The 15,364-nt window shown below is 65.1% G+C and carries 13 protein-coding genes and 1 pseudogene; 8 read left to right on the plus strand and 6 right to left on the minus strand.

The features are described from left to right. Positions 1-270 precede the first annotated feature (270 nt). From G6N41_RS18015 to G6N41_RS18030, 4 genes and pseudogenes are all read left to right on the plus strand, one after another. Positions 271-1,551, plus strand: coding sequence for a PPE family protein (locus G6N41_RS18015; protein ID WP_198965289.1), 1,281 nt, complete (start codon positions 271-273; stop codon positions 1,549-1,551). An 86-nt stretch (positions 1,552-1,637) separates the two neighbouring features. Continuing rightward, a pseudogene (locus G6N41_RS18020) lies at positions 1,638-3,044 on the plus strand (PPE family protein). Positions 3,045-3,344: 300 nt separating this feature from the next. Beyond that, the gene (locus G6N41_RS18025) at positions 3,345-3,662 is read left to right on the plus strand and encodes a DUF732 domain-containing protein (protein ID WP_198965290.1); all 318 of its coding nucleotides are present in this window, start codon (positions 3,345-3,347) and stop codon (positions 3,660-3,662) included. Positions 3,663-3,868: 206 nt separating this feature from the next. After that, positions 3,869-4,597: an MgtC/SapB family protein gene (locus G6N41_RS18030; protein ID WP_198965291.1), complete on the plus strand. Its 729-nt coding sequence runs from the start codon at positions 3,869-3,871 to the stop codon at positions 4,595-4,597. 1 nt (position 4,598) lies between these two features. On the opposite strand, the gene G6N41_RS18035 is transcribed toward G6N41_RS18030, so the two are convergent. The 3 genes from G6N41_RS18035 to G6N41_RS28805 are packed head-to-tail and all read right to left on the minus strand — an operon-like array spanning position 4,599 to position 6,293. Further along, on the minus strand, positions 4,599-5,798 hold the full coding sequence (locus G6N41_RS18035) for an NAD(P)/FAD-dependent oxidoreductase (protein WP_198965292.1): 1,200 nt from the start codon (positions 5,796-5,798) through the stop codon (positions 4,599-4,601). Then, positions 5,795-5,956, minus strand: a complete 162-nt coding sequence (locus G6N41_RS28800; RefSeq protein ID WP_231608573.1) for a hypothetical protein — start codon at positions 5,954-5,956, stop codon at positions 5,795-5,797. The genes G6N41_RS18035 and G6N41_RS28800 overlap by 4 nt, the downstream gene beginning before the upstream one ends. A 1-nt stretch (position 5,957) precedes the next feature. Further along, complete coding sequence (locus G6N41_RS28805) at positions 5,958-6,293, minus strand: alpha/beta hydrolase fold domain-containing protein (RefSeq protein ID WP_231608574.1); 336 nt, start codon at positions 6,291-6,293, stop codon at positions 5,958-5,960. Positions 6,294-6,554: 261 nt separating this feature from the next. On the opposite strand from G6N41_RS28805, the gene G6N41_RS18045 reads away from it, so the two are divergent. The 4 genes from G6N41_RS18045 (at position 6,555) to G6N41_RS18060 (ending at position 10,464) form a co-directional block, all read left to right on the plus strand. Then, the gene (locus G6N41_RS18045) at positions 6,555-7,505 is read left to right on the plus strand and encodes a sterol desaturase family protein (RefSeq protein ID WP_198965293.1); all 951 of its coding nucleotides are present in this window, start codon (positions 6,555-6,557) and stop codon (positions 7,503-7,505) included. A 120-nt stretch (positions 7,506-7,625) separates the two neighbouring features. Then, positions 7,626-8,294 (plus strand): Rv1815 family serine proteinase, encoded by a 669-nt coding sequence (locus G6N41_RS18050; protein ID WP_015355483.1) that lies wholly within the window; start codon positions 7,626-7,628, stop codon positions 8,292-8,294. Positions 8,295-8,485: 191 nt separating this feature from the next. After that, positions 8,486-8,986, plus strand: a complete 501-nt coding sequence (locus G6N41_RS18055; protein WP_198965294.1) for a VOC family protein — start codon at positions 8,486-8,488, stop codon at positions 8,984-8,986. Continuing rightward, entirely contained in the window at positions 8,983-10,464 is a 1,482-nt protein-coding gene (locus tag G6N41_RS18060; protein WP_198965295.1) for an FAD-binding protein, read from the plus strand. Before G6N41_RS18055 ends, G6N41_RS18060 begins: the two co-directional genes overlap by 4 nt. 45 nt (positions 10,465-10,509) lie before the next feature. Here G6N41_RS18060 and G6N41_RS30090 read toward each other — a convergent pair whose 3' ends face one another. The 3 genes from G6N41_RS30090 to G6N41_RS18070 all read right to left on the minus strand — a co-directional run bounded on the left by G6N41_RS30090 (position 10,510) and on the right by G6N41_RS18070 (position 15,289). Beyond that, positions 10,510-10,689 carry a hypothetical protein gene (locus tag G6N41_RS30090; RefSeq protein ID WP_231609060.1) on the minus strand — a complete coding sequence of 60 codons (180 nt, stop codon included), beginning with the start codon at positions 10,687-10,689 and terminating at the stop codon, positions 10,510-10,512. Positions 10,690-10,781: 92 nt separating this feature from the next. Next, positions 10,782-12,803, minus strand: a complete 2,022-nt coding sequence (locus G6N41_RS18065) for a PE family protein (RefSeq protein ID WP_407663639.1) — start codon at positions 12,801-12,803, stop codon at positions 10,782-10,784. A 566-nt stretch (positions 12,804-13,369) separates the two neighbouring features. Further along, the gene (locus G6N41_RS18070; RefSeq protein WP_198965296.1) at positions 13,370-15,289 is read right to left on the minus strand and encodes an ABC transporter ATP-binding protein/permease; all 1,920 of its coding nucleotides are present in this window, start codon (positions 15,287-15,289) and stop codon (positions 13,370-13,372) included. Between the last annotated feature and the right edge of the window lie 75 nt (positions 15,290-15,364).

Here is a 15,364-nt window from a genome sequence, read left to right on the forward strand (position 1 = left end):
TCGAGATCACGCGGCGGGAAAGCGGTGCAAATATGCCTCATCCAAGATCAACGTCATATGCAGCAATGGGGGTACGAATAGTGGCTAGACAAAGGACGATTTGGGATTTTTTTCGCGGGGATATGAGATAGTTTTTGTTGTGGCTCGGTGGATCAATCATTGGAGAGTTCAGGGGGTGGTTAATGAGTTCGATAAGAGCCGAGGCCAGCATCGTGCGGGACTACAGCTTCGTGATTACCCTGGCGTTCAGCTAAGAACCGGAGGTAGCAGATGATTGACTTTGGGGCGCTTCCGCCGGAGATCAACTCGGGGCGGATGTATGCGGGGCCAGGCGCGGCGCCGCTGATAGCTGCGGCCGCGGCGTGGGACGAGCTGGCCGCCGAGCTGCAATCCATGGCAGCTTCGTATGGCTCAACGGTCCAAGGCTTGACCGTGGCACCGTGGACCGGTGCGTCGTCGATCACGATGGCGGCAGCGGCCGCGCCCTACGTGACCTGGATCAATACCACGGGCGTTCAAGCCGAGCAGGCCGCCACCCAGGCGAAGCTGGCCGCCGGCGCGTATGAGACGGCATTTGCGGCCACGGTGCCACCGCCGGTGATCGCGGCCAATCGCGCGTTACTGATGGCGCTGATCGCGACCAACATTTTCGGACAAAACACTCCCGCTATCGTGGCCGCCGAAGCCCAATACCTGAAGATGTGGGCCCAAGACGCGGCGGCAATGTACGCCTATGCCGGCACTGCGGCCGCGGCCTCGGCGCTGACGCCATTTACCGAGCCGCCGCAAACCACGAATCCGGTGGCGGGGGCCGCTCAATCCGCCGCCGTGGCCCAGGCCAGCAGCACCGCCGCCAGCTCAGACGTAGTGTCCCAGCTGGCCGGACTGATCACCTCGGTACCGAATGCGCTGCAAACCCTCGCGACAACGAGCGCCGCACCGACCGCGGCGTCCATCCTGCCCGAGGTGTCCCTGCCTCCATGGCTCGCCACCAACCTGGCGAACTGGAATACCATCATGGCAACCCTGACCGGGCCATTCTCACTGCAGGGGATCAGTTCGATACCGGGTGGCCCGTTCCTGTCTTTCGGGCAGGTCTACGCCTACGTGCAAAACGCTCAGGGGCTCAACGCCTTCTACAGTCCGAAAGCGATCACCGGGACGCTGGCGCCGCTGGTTCTGGAGATCTGTCCCGGCGGCGTCGGATTGACTTCGGCGTCGGTATCGAACTCGGTATCGGGCACGATGGGGCGCGCCGCCCTGGTGGGCAGCATGTCGGTGCCGCAAGGCTGGACTCAGGCCGCACCCGCGATGCGACTGGTCTCATCAGTGCTATCCACCAACCTGGCGGCCGCGCCGACCGCTGGGCTACCGGGCGAGGCGGGGGTCTTCGGCCAGATGGCGTTGTCCAGCCTCGCCGGACGCGCCATGGGGGCCAGCACGTTTGGTTCGTCCAGTGGGGGTGCCGTGGCGAACTCGCTCGGCGGGGTTGTTGCCGAGGCCGACCCAGCCGCCGCCACCATCATCGTGATCCCGGCGCTCGACGAATAGGACGCCGACTGCCATGAATCACGAGAACTCCTACAGCAGCCCGGCCCGGGCGATCCAGGCACAGAAGTCCAGGTAAGGGGTACCGCATGTTCTATGCAGCGTTTCCGCCGGAGATCAACTCGGGCCGGATGTACACCGGTCCTGGATCGGGGCCGTTGCTGGCCGCCGCGGCAGCCTGGGACGCGGTTGCCGCGGAATTGCAGTCCAAGGCCGCCGCGTTTTCCTCGGTGATCGCAAGCCTGACCAGCGGGCCATGGATAGGTCCGTCCTCGCTGGCGATGGCGGCCGCGGTTGCACCCTACGTGACGTGGATGGGCGCCACAGCCGCACAAGCCGCGCAGGCGGCGACACAGGCCACCGCCGCGGCGACCGCCTACGAGACCGCGTTTGCCGCACACGTGCCGCCGGTCGAGATCGCGGCCAATCGCGCGCAATTGGCAATGCTGGTGGCCACCAACCTGTTCGGCCAGAACACGGCGGCCATCGCCGCGGCCGAGTCGCAATACGCTGAAATGTGGGCACAAGACGCCACCGCGATGGACGGCTACGCCAGCTCGTCGGCGGCCGCCAGCGAAGTCACGCCATTTGCCGAACCACCGCAAGTCGTCAATGCTGCCGGGTTGGCCAGTCAAGCCGCAGTGGTGGGCCAAGCTGCCGCTGCCTCCCCGGCCGCCACCGTGCAGGACCTGCTGGCAACTGGCCCCATCTCCTGGTTACTGCAGTTGGGTGCCGACCTCAGCACCGGCTATACCGCAGCGGTCACCGCGCTGCTGAACGGCCTTTTCGGGCCATCCGGCGCGACGACCTATTTAACGCTGTACAACGCCATCAAGACTCCGCTGAACTTCACCACCGGGTTTAACGACATCGGCCTGCTGATCAACTTCCCCGCCTCGCAGTTCCTCAAGTTCGCCCCGCACCCCGGGCTCGGCCCGCTTCCCAAGGACGCGTTGGGAGGCGGCCTCGGGCTGGCTCCGCACTGGAACCAGGGCACGCTGTTCAGCGCGATACAGCCGGAGGCGATGACGCCGCACTGGGGGCGCGGCACCCTGATCGGAAAATTGACGGTTCCACCGAGCTGGGCCGCGGCCACGCCGACCATCAGGACCGTAGCCGCCGCGCTGGCGGCCGCCGGACCCGAGGCCGTCCCGGCAGCGGCACTCGGCGAGGGAGGGCTGCTCAGCTCCATGGCAGTGGCGGGCATGCTCGGAAGTGCCTTTGGTGCCGGGGCCCCGGACGCGTACAAACGCGCCGGCGTCCGCAGTCGCCTCACTCCGCTCAAAGACCTCAAAGACGCCACTTCACCGGAAAATTTGAAACGTCTGGTCGCGTAAATATCGGAGAAGCCCGAAAGTGTCCAGCACCATACTGTCGATCAGGAAGGTCTTGACAGCCTCTTGGAGCAGCTGGCGAAGAAACCCGGTATCCATGCTGTGCACCTGTCCAAAGGCGACAAAGCGAAAGTCGTTCCCACCGATGCGCAGCCAGGCTAGAGGGGAAGTGCAGTTCAATGTTGGAGCTACCCGATGATGGGCCCCGATGCCGGGATCTCGAAGCGTCTTACCCGCGCTGCGCTGCCACAATCGCGTCACTAGAGCGCCAAATAACCTGCGCGCCAAGAAGATTGGAACAGCATTCGGGGAATTTCGACTCGCAACGGTGGGCATCATCGATGCCAGTGCCGCATTCCGCTGCGGCAGTGGCTAGACCACACACATTTAACAGCTATGCCCCAGCTCGAGCTGGAATAATTGGAAATAGGCAACTGCTGTGGGATCGGAGAATGGCTAACAATGAAAGCGCTATTTGCTCTCCTCGGGCTGTCTGCCATGATTTGGCTGGCCGCGCCCGCGCACGCACACCCTGACGAAGGCGGGGGGGGTGTCGGCTTTCTTGCCGCACTGCAAAATGCCGGTATCACTTATTCCAACCCGGACCAAGCCATCGGATCGGCCAAGGCGGTGTGCTGGTGTCTGGACCGCGGCGAGTCCGGCCTGGAACTGGTTCATGATGTGAAGACCCACAATCCCGGATTCAATATGGAGGCGGCATCGCAGTTCGCTGTGCTGGCGGCGACCTACTACTGTCCGCATCACCTCAGCCACGCCTGATCTAGCAGGCCGCGGCTTTCGGCTCAACCATGCGGCCGAAACGACATTGCCCAAATCGCACCGAATGGATCGCCCCTGAGCCGCCGGTAGGCCGTCGCTGAGTACCACCACGATGCGGCCGGTTCGCCTTGACTCCACCTGTCGTTAACCCAGGCGTGCTTAGCTGCCGTCGCCATCGTGCCGGTCAGGAAGGGAGTGCGACGCCAGTGCAGAACCTGAGCGTTGCTGAGTTCACACTTCGACTGGCGGTCGGACTCGGCTGTGGCGCCCTCATCGGCATCGAGCGGCAATGGCGCGCGCGCATGGCCGGGTTGCGCACCAATGCCCTGGTGGCAACCGGAGCCACTCTATTCGTCTTGTACGCGGTCGCGACCGAGGACAGCAGCCCCACCAGGGTCGCGTCCTACGTCGTGTCCGGTATCGGGTTTCTCGGCGGTGGAGTAATCCTGCGGGAGGGATCCAACGTCCGCGGCCTCAACACCGCCGCCACCCTGTGGTGCTCGGCAGCGGTGGGTGTGCTGGCGGCCTCCGGACACTTGATCTTTGCGCTGATCGCTACCGGCACCATCGTCAGCGTTCACTTGCTGGGACGCCCACTGGGCCGACTGATCGACCACGACAACGGGGTCGAGGAGGATGAAGGCCTGCAGCCCTATCGCCTACAGGTTCTCTGCCGCCCCAAGACGGCGAAGTACGCGCGCGCCCAGATCGTCCAACACATCGCCAGAAACGACATCATTCTGCGTGGCATTCACACTCGCCAGGCCAACGACGACAACATCGCGTTGACCGCCCACATCCTGTTGGACGGTCACACGCCCGCCAAGCTAGAGCGGCTGGTGGCCGAGCTGTCCCTGCAGCCAGGCATCTACGCAGTGCATTGGTACGCAGGTGAGCAGTCCAATCCCGTGCTGCCCGGCACCGAGCCGGACTGACCTACGGCCGGTCCTGCAGGTCCGGAGCGGCGGCTGCCAACAGATCCGCGCGATCTCGGGTCAGCGGCGGGTAGATCCGCTCAGTGTTGATGGTCTGCTTAGTGGCCTTGGCCTTCGCGCCACGCGACACCACCATCCGGTCCCACCCCTCGGTGTAGACAGCGCCGGCCGGTCCCAGATCGAGAACCGTTACGTACCAAGGAATCCGCAGGGCCAGCAGCGGCTCGCCGAACAGGTCGCTGATCACGTTGTAGCCCGCATACCGTCCCATCGGCCACCCGTGCTGACACGACATCACCGACACGTGGTCGTCGTCCATCTGGGCGGCGGCCACATCGCCCGCAGCGAATATCTCGGGAACCCCAACCACCCGCAGGTAGTCGTCCACCTCGACACGCCCCAGCCGATCACGGTGTACCGGCAATTGTTCGGCCAGCGAATTTGCGCGCATGCCGGCGCACCACACCACGGTGGCCGCCTCGAGCAGCTCACCCGATGACAGCGCCACGCCAGCCTCGGTGACCGCGGTAACACCGACCGCGGTCCTGGTCTCAACACGGACCTCGGACAACGCTTCCTCGATCACCGGCCGTGCTGAGGCACCCATATCCGAGCCGACCACGGGGTTGTGGTCCACCAGTACCACTCGGGGGACGACGGCACTGTGGGCGAACAGCTTTGCGAGCCGAGCGGGCAGCTCGCAAGCGGTTTCGATGCCGGTCAACCCGGCTCCCACCACCACGACCGTGGCCGCGGCGGCCGCTGGCGGCCCATCGGCAAGTTGTTGCAGGTGACATTGCAGCCGGACGGCACCCTCGTAGGTGTCGACATCGAATCCGAACTCCTGCAGGCCAGGAAGGTCGGGCTTGGCCACCTGACTGCCCGAGGCGAGCACCAAGCGGTCGTATTCGTACGTCTGGCCGTCGGCGGTGCGCACTCGGCGTGCCGCGGCGTCGATCCCGACCACCACCGCGGGAATATGTGAGACCCCGGCTGGATCGAGGAGGTCGGCGAGCGGGATCCGGCAGGTACTCAGATCGGTTTCGTAGTTGCGAACCTGGATATCGTGAAACGGTTTGGTACTCAACACCGTAATGTCGACGGACCCGGGCGGTACGGCGAGCTCCTCGACTCGCCGCGCGGCGCCCAGGGCCGCCCACAGTCCCGCGAAACCAGAACCAATCACCAGTACCCGGCTCAACCGCTCAGCCCCTCGCTCATCCGGGCTAGCGCCGCGGCCGCATCGCGGCCCGGCATCAGCAGCCACACTTGTAAACCTCTGTCGCGTTCATACCATCCGATGCCGAGCCCTTCGTCAGCGGCGCGCTCCCGCAACGCGCGCGCATCGGGATTGAGCACGTCATGAGTCCCAGTGAATATCGTCAGCCGGGGCGACGCTCGGGCTCAGCAGGGGAGCGCCCAGCGGATCTCCGCCCGCGTACCGCAGTCCCGCGTCGCGCAGCGCATGGCACAGCGCGAACGCGATCCCGCCCCCGGCCGAATCACCTGTGAAAGCAACATAATTCGGGTTGCGGGTCTGCAAAATCCGGCGATAGAGCCGCAAGAGGAACGGGAACACCTCGCGGTAGGTGTGTTCGGGGGCGATGGGGTAGATCGGCACCGTCATGGTGCGGCGCAGGGGGTTGGCGAGTCTTGCAATCGCGGGCCAGTGGAAATGCGGCAACAGATCCAGCACGTACCCGCCGCCGTGCAGGCATAGCAGGTGAGGTTCAATCCCGTGTCCCCGGACAGTCGCGGGCTGACCTCATAGACCGTGGGTGGGCGGCCCAGCGGTCCAGCTTGGCAACGGGAAACAGTCGGTAGCGCCGACCGGAGGCGCGTAACAGCCGGTAGGGCATGCTGGGCTTGCGCGGCGGGCGGTCCATGGCGCTACCTCCACGATTTCCGGGCCTTTTGGCCCTGGGACGGCAAACCGGATATCAGTAGTCTGTCTAACGTGAGTGCTCTACCCGGCTTCCTCGCCGTCTTGCCCGGCGAAATGCGCGATCCGGTGTTGTTCGCCATCCCATTTTTTCTGTTCCTGTTGACGGTCGAATGGGAGGCCGCTCGCAAGCTGGAAAAACTCGAGGCAGGCGCCACCGAAACACCGCGGCCGGTATCGGGCTCCTACCACACCCGCGATTCCGTCGCGAGCATCTCGATGGGCCTGGTATCACTGGTCACCATCGCTTTCTGGAAGACGCTGGCCTTGCTGGGTTACGCGGCCATCTACACCGATGTCGCCCCGTGGCATCTTTCGCCGGGGCGCTGGTACACCTGGGTCATTGCGATCGTGGGCGTCGACCTGCTGTATTATACCTATCACCGCATCGCTCACCGAGTCCGGTTGATCTGGGCCACTCACCAGGCACATCACTCCAGCGAATATTTCAACTTTGCCACCGCGTTGCGGCAGAAATGGAACAACAGCGGCGAGGTGCTCATGTGGGTTCCGTTGCCGCTGTTGGGGTTACCGCCCTGGATGGTGTTCTTCGGGTTTTCGGTGAGCTTGATCTACCAGTTCTGGGTGCACACCGAGCGAATCAACAAGCTGCCACGCTGGTTCGAGTTCATTTTCAACACTCCGTCGCATCACCGGGTGCACCATGGGATGGACCAGATGTACCTGGACAAGAACTACGGGGGCATCCTGATCATCTGGGACCGGCTGTTCCGCAGCTTCCAGGCGGAGACCGCTCGGCCGCACTACGGACTGACCAAACCGGTCGACACGTTCAACATCTGGAAGCTGCAGACGCGTGAGTATGTGGCGATTGCTCGCGATTGGCGATCGGCGACAAGGCTGCGTGACCGGCTAGGCTACGCGTTTGGGCCGCCGGGGTGGCAACCGTCGACGACGGCAACACCTCGGGCCGAGGATGCAGCCGCCGTGACCACGTCTGGCTAGCGTCCTACTTAGCCGATGTAACGGCCGGGGGGCCGTTGACGAAAAATTATTCGTCAAGTCGAGATACGCCGTAACGTCTAACTGTGGTCGGCATTGCGCCGGCCCCGAAGGGTAGATTCCATGGTTCGCCGCCTGGCATTGCGTGCTTTCGCCGTATCAGCCACGACCGCGGCCCTCGCGTTCGCGTGGGCGCCGGCCGCACGTGCCGAACCGCCGCTGGTGTTCCCCGGCATGGAGATCCACCAGGACAACCACGTCTGCACCCTGGCCTGGGTCGATCCCGCGATGCACATGGCCTTTACCGCGGGGCACTGCCGAGGCGACGGACCGGTCACCGACCGGGGCAACGCCATCATCGGGCAGCTGCGGGCCTTCCGCGACAACACACCCAGCGGTACCACGGTGGCCACCGATCAGACGATCGAAGACTACGAAGCGATCATGCTGGTTGATGGGGTGCGGATCAGCAACATCATGCCGGGGGGACGCCCCTTGACCTCAAACCCGGGTCTCGCGCTGCAGCCTGGCCAAGCGGTCTGCCATTTCGGCATCACCACCGGGGAAACGTGCGGGACCGTCGAGAGCGTCAACAATGGGTGGTTCACCATGACCGGTGGCGTCGAAAGTCAGCGGGGTGACTCCGGCGGACCCGTCTACCTTGCCGGCGCAGGGCCAGGGCAGCTGGTGGGGATCTTCAACAGCATCTGGGGCGATTTTCCCGCCGCGGTCTCCTGGCAGCGCACCTCTGACGAGATGCGCCAGGATCTCGGAGTGCCGTTTGCCGGCTAAAACGCCCGCGGTCGCGATTCGGCCGGAATCCCAGAGTCGCTGACACCGCTGCGTCCGACCGACCACCTACCCGCGCCGCTCGCCGAATTAGAACGTGTTCACCTGGGCCCGGCGTTACCGCCACTAGTGACGATGGCAAAGTTCCTCTGCGCTCTTTCTGGGCTCAGCGGGCTGAGCTATCCTGCGAGACGATGAACCTTTCTGTCCGGTCGCCGACACAGATTGCGTGGGTCACCCCGGATCTGGATGCTACAGAAGCAGCGCTCACAGGCTTATTGGGCGCTTGCAAGTGGGTGCGGATACCCGATGTGCACTTTGCTCCGGACAGCTGCAGCTATCGAGGCAAGCCCGCCGACTTTGTCGCGAGTATCTCCCTGAGCTATCTCGGCGACATGCAGCTGGAGCTGATCTCTCCGGTCTGCGGAGAGAATATCTATAGTGACTTTCTGCGCGATTGCGGGCCGGGCCTGCATCACATCTGTCTGGAGGTCGAGGGCCCCGAGCAGCTTGAGATCGCACTGGCCGAGGCCGCTGACCACGGCGCCAGCGTGGTCCAGCGCGGCTCGATGCCGGGGGGAATTCAGTTCGCCTACGTCGCGGCACCACAGGCGGGGGTGCCGTTTGTGGAAATTGCGTACTTCTCGCCGGAAATCAAGGCTTTTTATGACTACATCAAACGGGAGCAGCGTTGAACACCGAGATACCAGCGACGGTTAGCTCAGACACGGTGACCTCATGGACGGATGACGTCGATGTGGTGGTAATCGGCTTCGGTATCGCCGGGGGATGCGCAGCAGTCGCGGCGGCCACCGCCGGCGCCCGGGTGCTGGTGCTCGAACGTGCAGCCGCGGCGGGCGGAACCACATCGCTGGCCGGAGGGCATTTCTATCTGGGCGGCGGAACGGCGGTCCAGCAGGCGACCGGTCACTCGGACACACCCGATGAGATATACAAGTACTTGGCTGCGGTGTCGCGCCAGCCCGATCACGCCAAGATTCGCGCTTACTGCGACGGTAGCGTCGAGCACTTCAACTGGCTCGAAGACCTCGGCTTTCAGTTCGAGCGTAGTTACTTTCCCGGGAAGGCAGTGATCCAGCCCAACACCGAGGGATTGATGTTCACCGGCAATGAGAAGGTTTGGCCCTTCTTCGAAAAGGCGGTGCCGGCGCCACGCGGCCACAAGGTGCCGGTTCCGGGTGACACCGGCGTCGCGTCGATGGTGATCGACCTGCTGCTCAAACGAGCCGCGAGCCTGGGGGTGCAGATCCGCTACGAGACGGGCGCCACCGAACTCATCGTGGACGGCTCGGGAACGGCGGCCCGGGTAGCCGGAGTGATGTGGAAGCGGTTCACCGAAACCGGCGCGATCAAGGCGAAGTCGGTGATTATTGCTGCCGGGGGATTTGTGATGAACCCCGAGATGGTCGCCAAGTACACCCCGAAACTGGCCGAGAAGCCGTTCGTGCTCGGCAACACCTACGACGACGGGCTGGGCATTCGGATGGGAGTGTCGGCCGGCGGCGCCACCGAACACATGGATCAGATCTTCGTTACCGCTCCGCCGTACCCGCCATCGATCCTGCTGACCGGCGTCATCGTCAACAAGCTCGGACGGCGTTTCGTCGCCGAGGACTCATATCATTCCCGCACGGCGGGGTTCATCATGGATCAACCCGACAGCGCGGCCTATCTGATCGTCGACGAGGCACACCTGCAGCATCCCAAGATGCCGCTGGTTCCGTTGATCGACGGGTGGGAGAGCGTCGCCGAAATGGAAGCCGCACTTGGCATTCCGGACGGCAATTTGGTTGCGACGCTGGATCGCTACAACACCTGTGCCGCGCGCGGCGAGGATCCCGACTTTCACAAACAGCCGGAATTCCTTGCACCCCAGGACAAGGGGCCATGGGGAGCATTCGACATGTCGCTGGGCAAGGCGATGTATGCCGGCTTCACCCTCGGTGGACTGGCCACATCGGTCGACGGCGAGGTGCTGCGAAGCGACGGGTCGGTGGTGGCGGGCCTATATGCGGCCGGCGCGTGCGCCTCCAACATCGACCAGGATAGCAAGGGCTACGCGAGCGGTACGCAGCTGGGGGAGGGATCATTCTTCGGGTGCCGTGCCGGAGCCCATGCCGCGGCGCACGCGGGCGCCCGCGTGGCCCCCTGAGTTATCACGGCACGTCGTGTCGATCGCCGCGGCCGTCCGGCACCGCTAGCTAGCCGCCGCCGGGAAATCCCCGCCGAGCAACACGATGTGCGTCATCGGAGGGGCGGCTTCGCCGTTGATGCCGTCTTCGCCGAGCAGCAATCCACGGCTGCCCGCGTCACCGCCGATACCCGCGAGCACTCCGGAAGCGCCGTTGCCGCCGTTGCCGCCGGTGCCGATCAACACGGCGTCGCCCCCCTGGCCGCCGTCTCCGCCGCTGCCGCCGGCCTCAAGAAGGTCGCCCTGCCCGCCGGCGCCGCCCGCGCCGCCATCACCGACTATTTGTCCGCCGGAGCCACCGGTTCCGCCGGCGCCACCATCGCCGTTGGAACCGCCGCCGGCGCCACCGGACCCGCCCGACCCGAGCCACCCGGCATTCCCACCGGTGCCGCCGGTTCCGCCGCCGGTGCCGCCGAAGCCGCCGAACCCGGCGTCGGAGAACAGCAAACCGGCATTGCCGCCGCGTCCGCCGGCACCACCAATACCCGTGCTGGTGCCGACTCCGCCCACCCCGCCGAACCCGCCGGTCCCGCCGCTGCCGAACAAGAACCCGCCGTTGCCGCCGGCACCGCCCGCGCCTCCGTCGGCGTTGAGTCCCAGTTTCGCAATCCCGTCGCCGCCGCTGCCGCCCGATCCGCCCGGGCCGCCCAGCAGGCCGGCATTCCCGCCCGCCCCGCCGGCACCCCCGGCCCCGCCGAATCCGGGGTTGCTGATCCCCGTATTCGCGCCGGCACCGCCCGCACCGCCGGCACCCACCAGCCCGGCCGCACCGTCGGCACCGCCGGCGGCTCCCGGGGTCGCAGCGGCAGACCCCCAGCTCCGCCGTCGCCGAGCAGCCAACCGCCCGGCGCGCCAGCCGCCCCGCTACCCGCGGAACCGGGCAGGCCGTTGCCGATCAGCGGGCGCCCGGTCAGCTCCTGCACGGGTGCGTTGATTGCAGCCAGCGCCTGCTGTTGCAGGGCGTGCACGGGGGAACTACTCGCCGGGGCGTTGAATCCGTCTGCGCCCAGCAGTAGCCCGCTGATTCCGCCGCCGCCATCACCACCCGGCGTTTCTCCTACTCCGCCGACTCCGCCGTTGCCGCCATTGCCGATCAGGACGCCATTGCCCCCGAGGCCACCGGCGCTACCATCGTTGCCGCCCTGCCCGCCGGCACCGCCTGCTCCGCCGTTACCCAATAGCTGTCCACCGACGCCGCCCCGGCCGCCGGCGCCTCCATCGCTGATCGTGCCGAAGCCACCGGCGCCGCCGGCCCCGCCGCCGACCAGCCAGCCCGCGTCCCCGCCGGCGCCGCCCGCTCCGCCGTCGATCGAGCCAGCACCACCGACCCCGCCGGACCCGCCGCTGGAGAACATCAGCCCCGCGTTGTCCCCGGCCCCTCCGGCGCCCCCGTCACCGTCAAAGGCGTGACCGCCTGCCCCACCGGCGCCCCCGGTGCCGAAAAGTAGGCCCTCGTCACCGCCGGCGCCGCCGTCACCACCCGAGTGACCGACGGTTGCGCCCATGCCGCCGGCACCACCCGCGCCGCCAAACAGGCCGGCCCTTCCGCCGTTGCCACCATCTCCGCCGGCCCCACCGTTGCCGGACCCGCCGACCCCGCCGAGTCCGCCGGCCCCGAATAGGCCGCCGGCCCCACCGTCACCACCGGTTCCACCGGTCAGGAAGCTCGCCCCACCGGCTCCGCCCACCCCGCCGGGGCCGAACAACAGCCCACCGGCCCCGCCGGTGCCGCCGTTCCCGCCGTTTGCGGTATTGCCTAACGGCGAGTTTCCGCCGGCTCCGCCAGCGCCCCCAGCGCCAATCAGCCCGGCCGCCCCGCCGTCGCCGCCGGCCTGGCCGGCCGCACCCGAGCCGCCCGCACCACCGTTGCCGAGTAACCAGCCGCCGGCCGCCCCGTTTGCGCCGGTCCCGGGCACACCGTTGGCGCCGTTGCCAACCAACGGCCGCCCGGTCAAGTCCTGCACTGGTGTGTTGATGGCGTTGAGCGCAGTTTGCAGCGGGTCTTGCAGGAACGATGCGTTGGCCGCTTCGGCGCCGGAATAGGCTTGCGCACCGGCGGCCAAGACCCGCTCGAACTGGGCGTGAAACTCCGCGACTCGAGCGCTGATCTGTTGATACGCCTGACCGTGGCCGGAAAACAACGCCGCGATCGCCGCCGAAACCTCATCCTCAGCGGCAGCCACGATCCCCGTCGTCGACCCGGCCGCGGCCGTATTCGCGGCATCGATCACCGACCCGACACCAGCCAGATCGGCCGCAGCCTCCGCCACCATGTCCGGCACCGCCAGCACAAACGCCATCACGTTCTCCTCCCAGAACCAAATACCAACGAATCTCGCTGGATCGGCCAGAAAAACCTGCCGCTAACGAGGTTGGGTCGGGACATTACGCGACGGCATGCCAAAAATGTCCTAATTAGAAACCATTTTAATTCCGGGTTCGATGAATTGTTGAGACACGAATGACTTTCAGCGAGATAGCGCAATAGGCGGATCGATCGAAGCAAGTTGATGCCCGAATATTCATCACACTCGGAATATCGCCCAGGTCAGTGTCGGTGCGCCATGTGCCCAGCCGCGGGTGGTCCAGTCAGACTGCGGGAGAGTGGGTTCCAGTAGTATCGCGGCGGCCTGCCATGGTGGGCGATGACGAGAAGATAAACAATTCCTGACCGGTTGAATTAGCATCCCGAAGATGTCGATTAATTCACCGGATGGTGAGCCGTAGATTTATTGCTGGCTGGTATCCGCAATTGACGCCGAGGTGGGTGGCGGGCCATGAATTCGCCATGCAATAGCTCTGATGAACGGGACCGCTCGTCGGCTCTGGCGAAAAGGCTGCCGCTTCCGCCGGGAGCGGGGCGTCGTTAGGCCGGTGCCGGCTCCTGGTTCACCGGACCCAGCCGCCAAGGGCCGCCGCCGAGCAGTTCGAGCTGCTGGTTATGCAGTCGCTCCAGGGCGGGTCGATGGCTGACGCTGACCACAATGCAGTCCGGTAGCTCGTTGCGCAGTAACTCGTAGAGCGCGAACTCGAGACCGGTGTCCAGCGCCGACGTGCTTTCGTCAAGGAAGACGGCTTTGGGTTTGGTCAGCAGAATCCGGGCAAACGCCACCCGCTGTTGCTCACCGGGAGAGAGGACTTTCGCCCAGTCGCGTTCTTCGTCGAGGCGGTCGCACAGCGGAGCCAGGGCGACCTTGGTCAGCGTGTCGCGCACCGCCTCGTCCGGGATGTCGTAAGGGGAATTCGGGTAGCACACCACGACTCGCAGCGAGCCCAACGGCACATAGGGCAGCTGCGACAAGAACATCGTGTCGTTGGCACCGTCTGGGCGGCTCAGAGTTCCCGAGGCGAACGGCCACAGCTCGGCCAGGCTGCGCAGCAACGTCGTTTTGCCAGAGCCCGACCGGCCGGTGATCACCAGTGAGTCGCCGCGGTCGAGCCGGACATCCAACGGGTCGATCAATCGATCTCCAGCGGGGGTGCGAACCTCAACATCGGTGAGTTCGACGGACTCGTCGCTGCTTGGCTTGGTCAATACCGCAGGCAGTGCGCGCCCCATCTCGTTGGCATCGACCAAGCCGTGCAGACGGATGATCGCCGCCCGGAAAGAGGCAAATGCGTCATAGTTGTTACGGAAGAACGACAGCGAGTCGTGAATGTTGCCGAAGGCCGTGGCCGTCTGGCCGACGTCGCCGAAGTCGATCTGCCCGGCAAACAATCGCGGCGCCTGGATCACCCAGGGCAACGGCACGATGGTCTGGCTCACGGACAAGTTCCAGCCGTTGAACGCGATGCTGCGGCGGACATATCGGCGATAGTTGCGGATGACCGGTAGAAAGCGGCGCTCCAACTGTGCGCCTTCCACCCGCTCGCCGCGGTAGAAGCCCACGGCCTCGGCCGCATCCCGCAATCGCACCAGCGCGTAACGGAAAGCGGCATTGAGCTTTTCGTTACGGAAGCTGAGCCAGATCAGCGGCCGCCCGATGACGAACGAGATGATCGTTGCCACCAAGACGTAAATCAGCACGGTCCAGAACATCGCCCGCGGGAATGACAAGCCGAAGATATTCAGCGTGCCGGACAGGTTCCACAGAATCGCGGTAAAGGAAATCACCGAGATGATCGACTGCACGGCCCCGAACAGCAGCGTGCTGGCGGTCCCATTGGACGGCTGATTAGGTGTTCCCCCGGCGCCCGCGGTGAAGACGTCAATGTCTTGCTGAATACGCTGGTCGGGGTTGTCGATCGTTTCGTCGATGAACAGATCCCGGTAGTAAGCCCGACCTTTGAGCCAGTCCTTGGTGAGATGGTCGGTGAGCCACACCCGCCACGCGATGATGAAGCGCTGGGTCAGGTATATGTCGGCCATGACGCGGGCCACGTGTATTACTGCCATGACGCTGAAGACCCCGATGGACATCCAGAATCCTCGTACGCCTGAGCGTTTCACCGCTTCGTCACTGGCGGCGGTGCCCTGGAAGGCCTTCTGCAATGCGGTGTACATGTCATTGCCCTGGTAGCTGAACAGCACATTCAGTCGCACCGCCAGCACTACCGAAAACAACAGCACACCGAGCATCAACCACACGCGAATGCTTTTGGGGCCGATGAAGTACTCGGAGGTGATTCGCCAGAACTGCCGGCCCCACGGCGTGAAGAACTCGAAGAGGGCCAACGCGGCGATCACGCAGACGGCGCTGATCGCCCACGCTTTAGCCACCCAAAACACCGAATCTACGAATGCGCTGGACCAGTCGATGGAGGGCGTAAACGGCTTCGGGCCCAAGATCGGTACTCCTCACGGTCGAGGTGTTGAGGTGATTGCTCAATACAAATCCTTCGGCGAAGGTACCCGAAGGAG

The organism is Mycobacterium shottsii (assembly GCF_010728525.1).
Lineage (GTDB): Bacteria > Actinomycetota > Actinomycetes > Mycobacteriales > Mycobacteriaceae > Mycobacterium > Mycobacterium marinum.

Bases quoted from the DNA above. Each gene is read 5' to 3' on its own strand.
- G6N41_RS18015 (WP_198965289.1), top strand. From the start codon at position 271: ATGATTGACTTTGGGGCGCTTCCGCCGGAGATCAACTCGGGGCGGATG.
- G6N41_RS18025 (WP_198965290.1), top strand. From the start codon at position 3,345: ATGAAAGCGCTATTTGCTCTCCTCGGGCTGTCTGCCATGATTTGGCTG.
- G6N41_RS18050 (WP_015355483.1), top strand. From the start codon at position 7,626: ATGGTTCGCCGCCTGGCATTGCGTGCTTTCGCCGTATCAGCCACGACC.
- G6N41_RS18055 (WP_198965294.1), top strand. From the start codon at position 8,486: ATGAACCTTTCTGTCCGGTCGCCGACACAGATTGCGTGGGTCACCCCG.
- G6N41_RS18065 (WP_407663639.1), bottom strand. From the start codon at position 12,803: ATGGCGTTTGTGCTGGCGGTGCCGGACATGGTGGCGGAGGCTGCGGCC.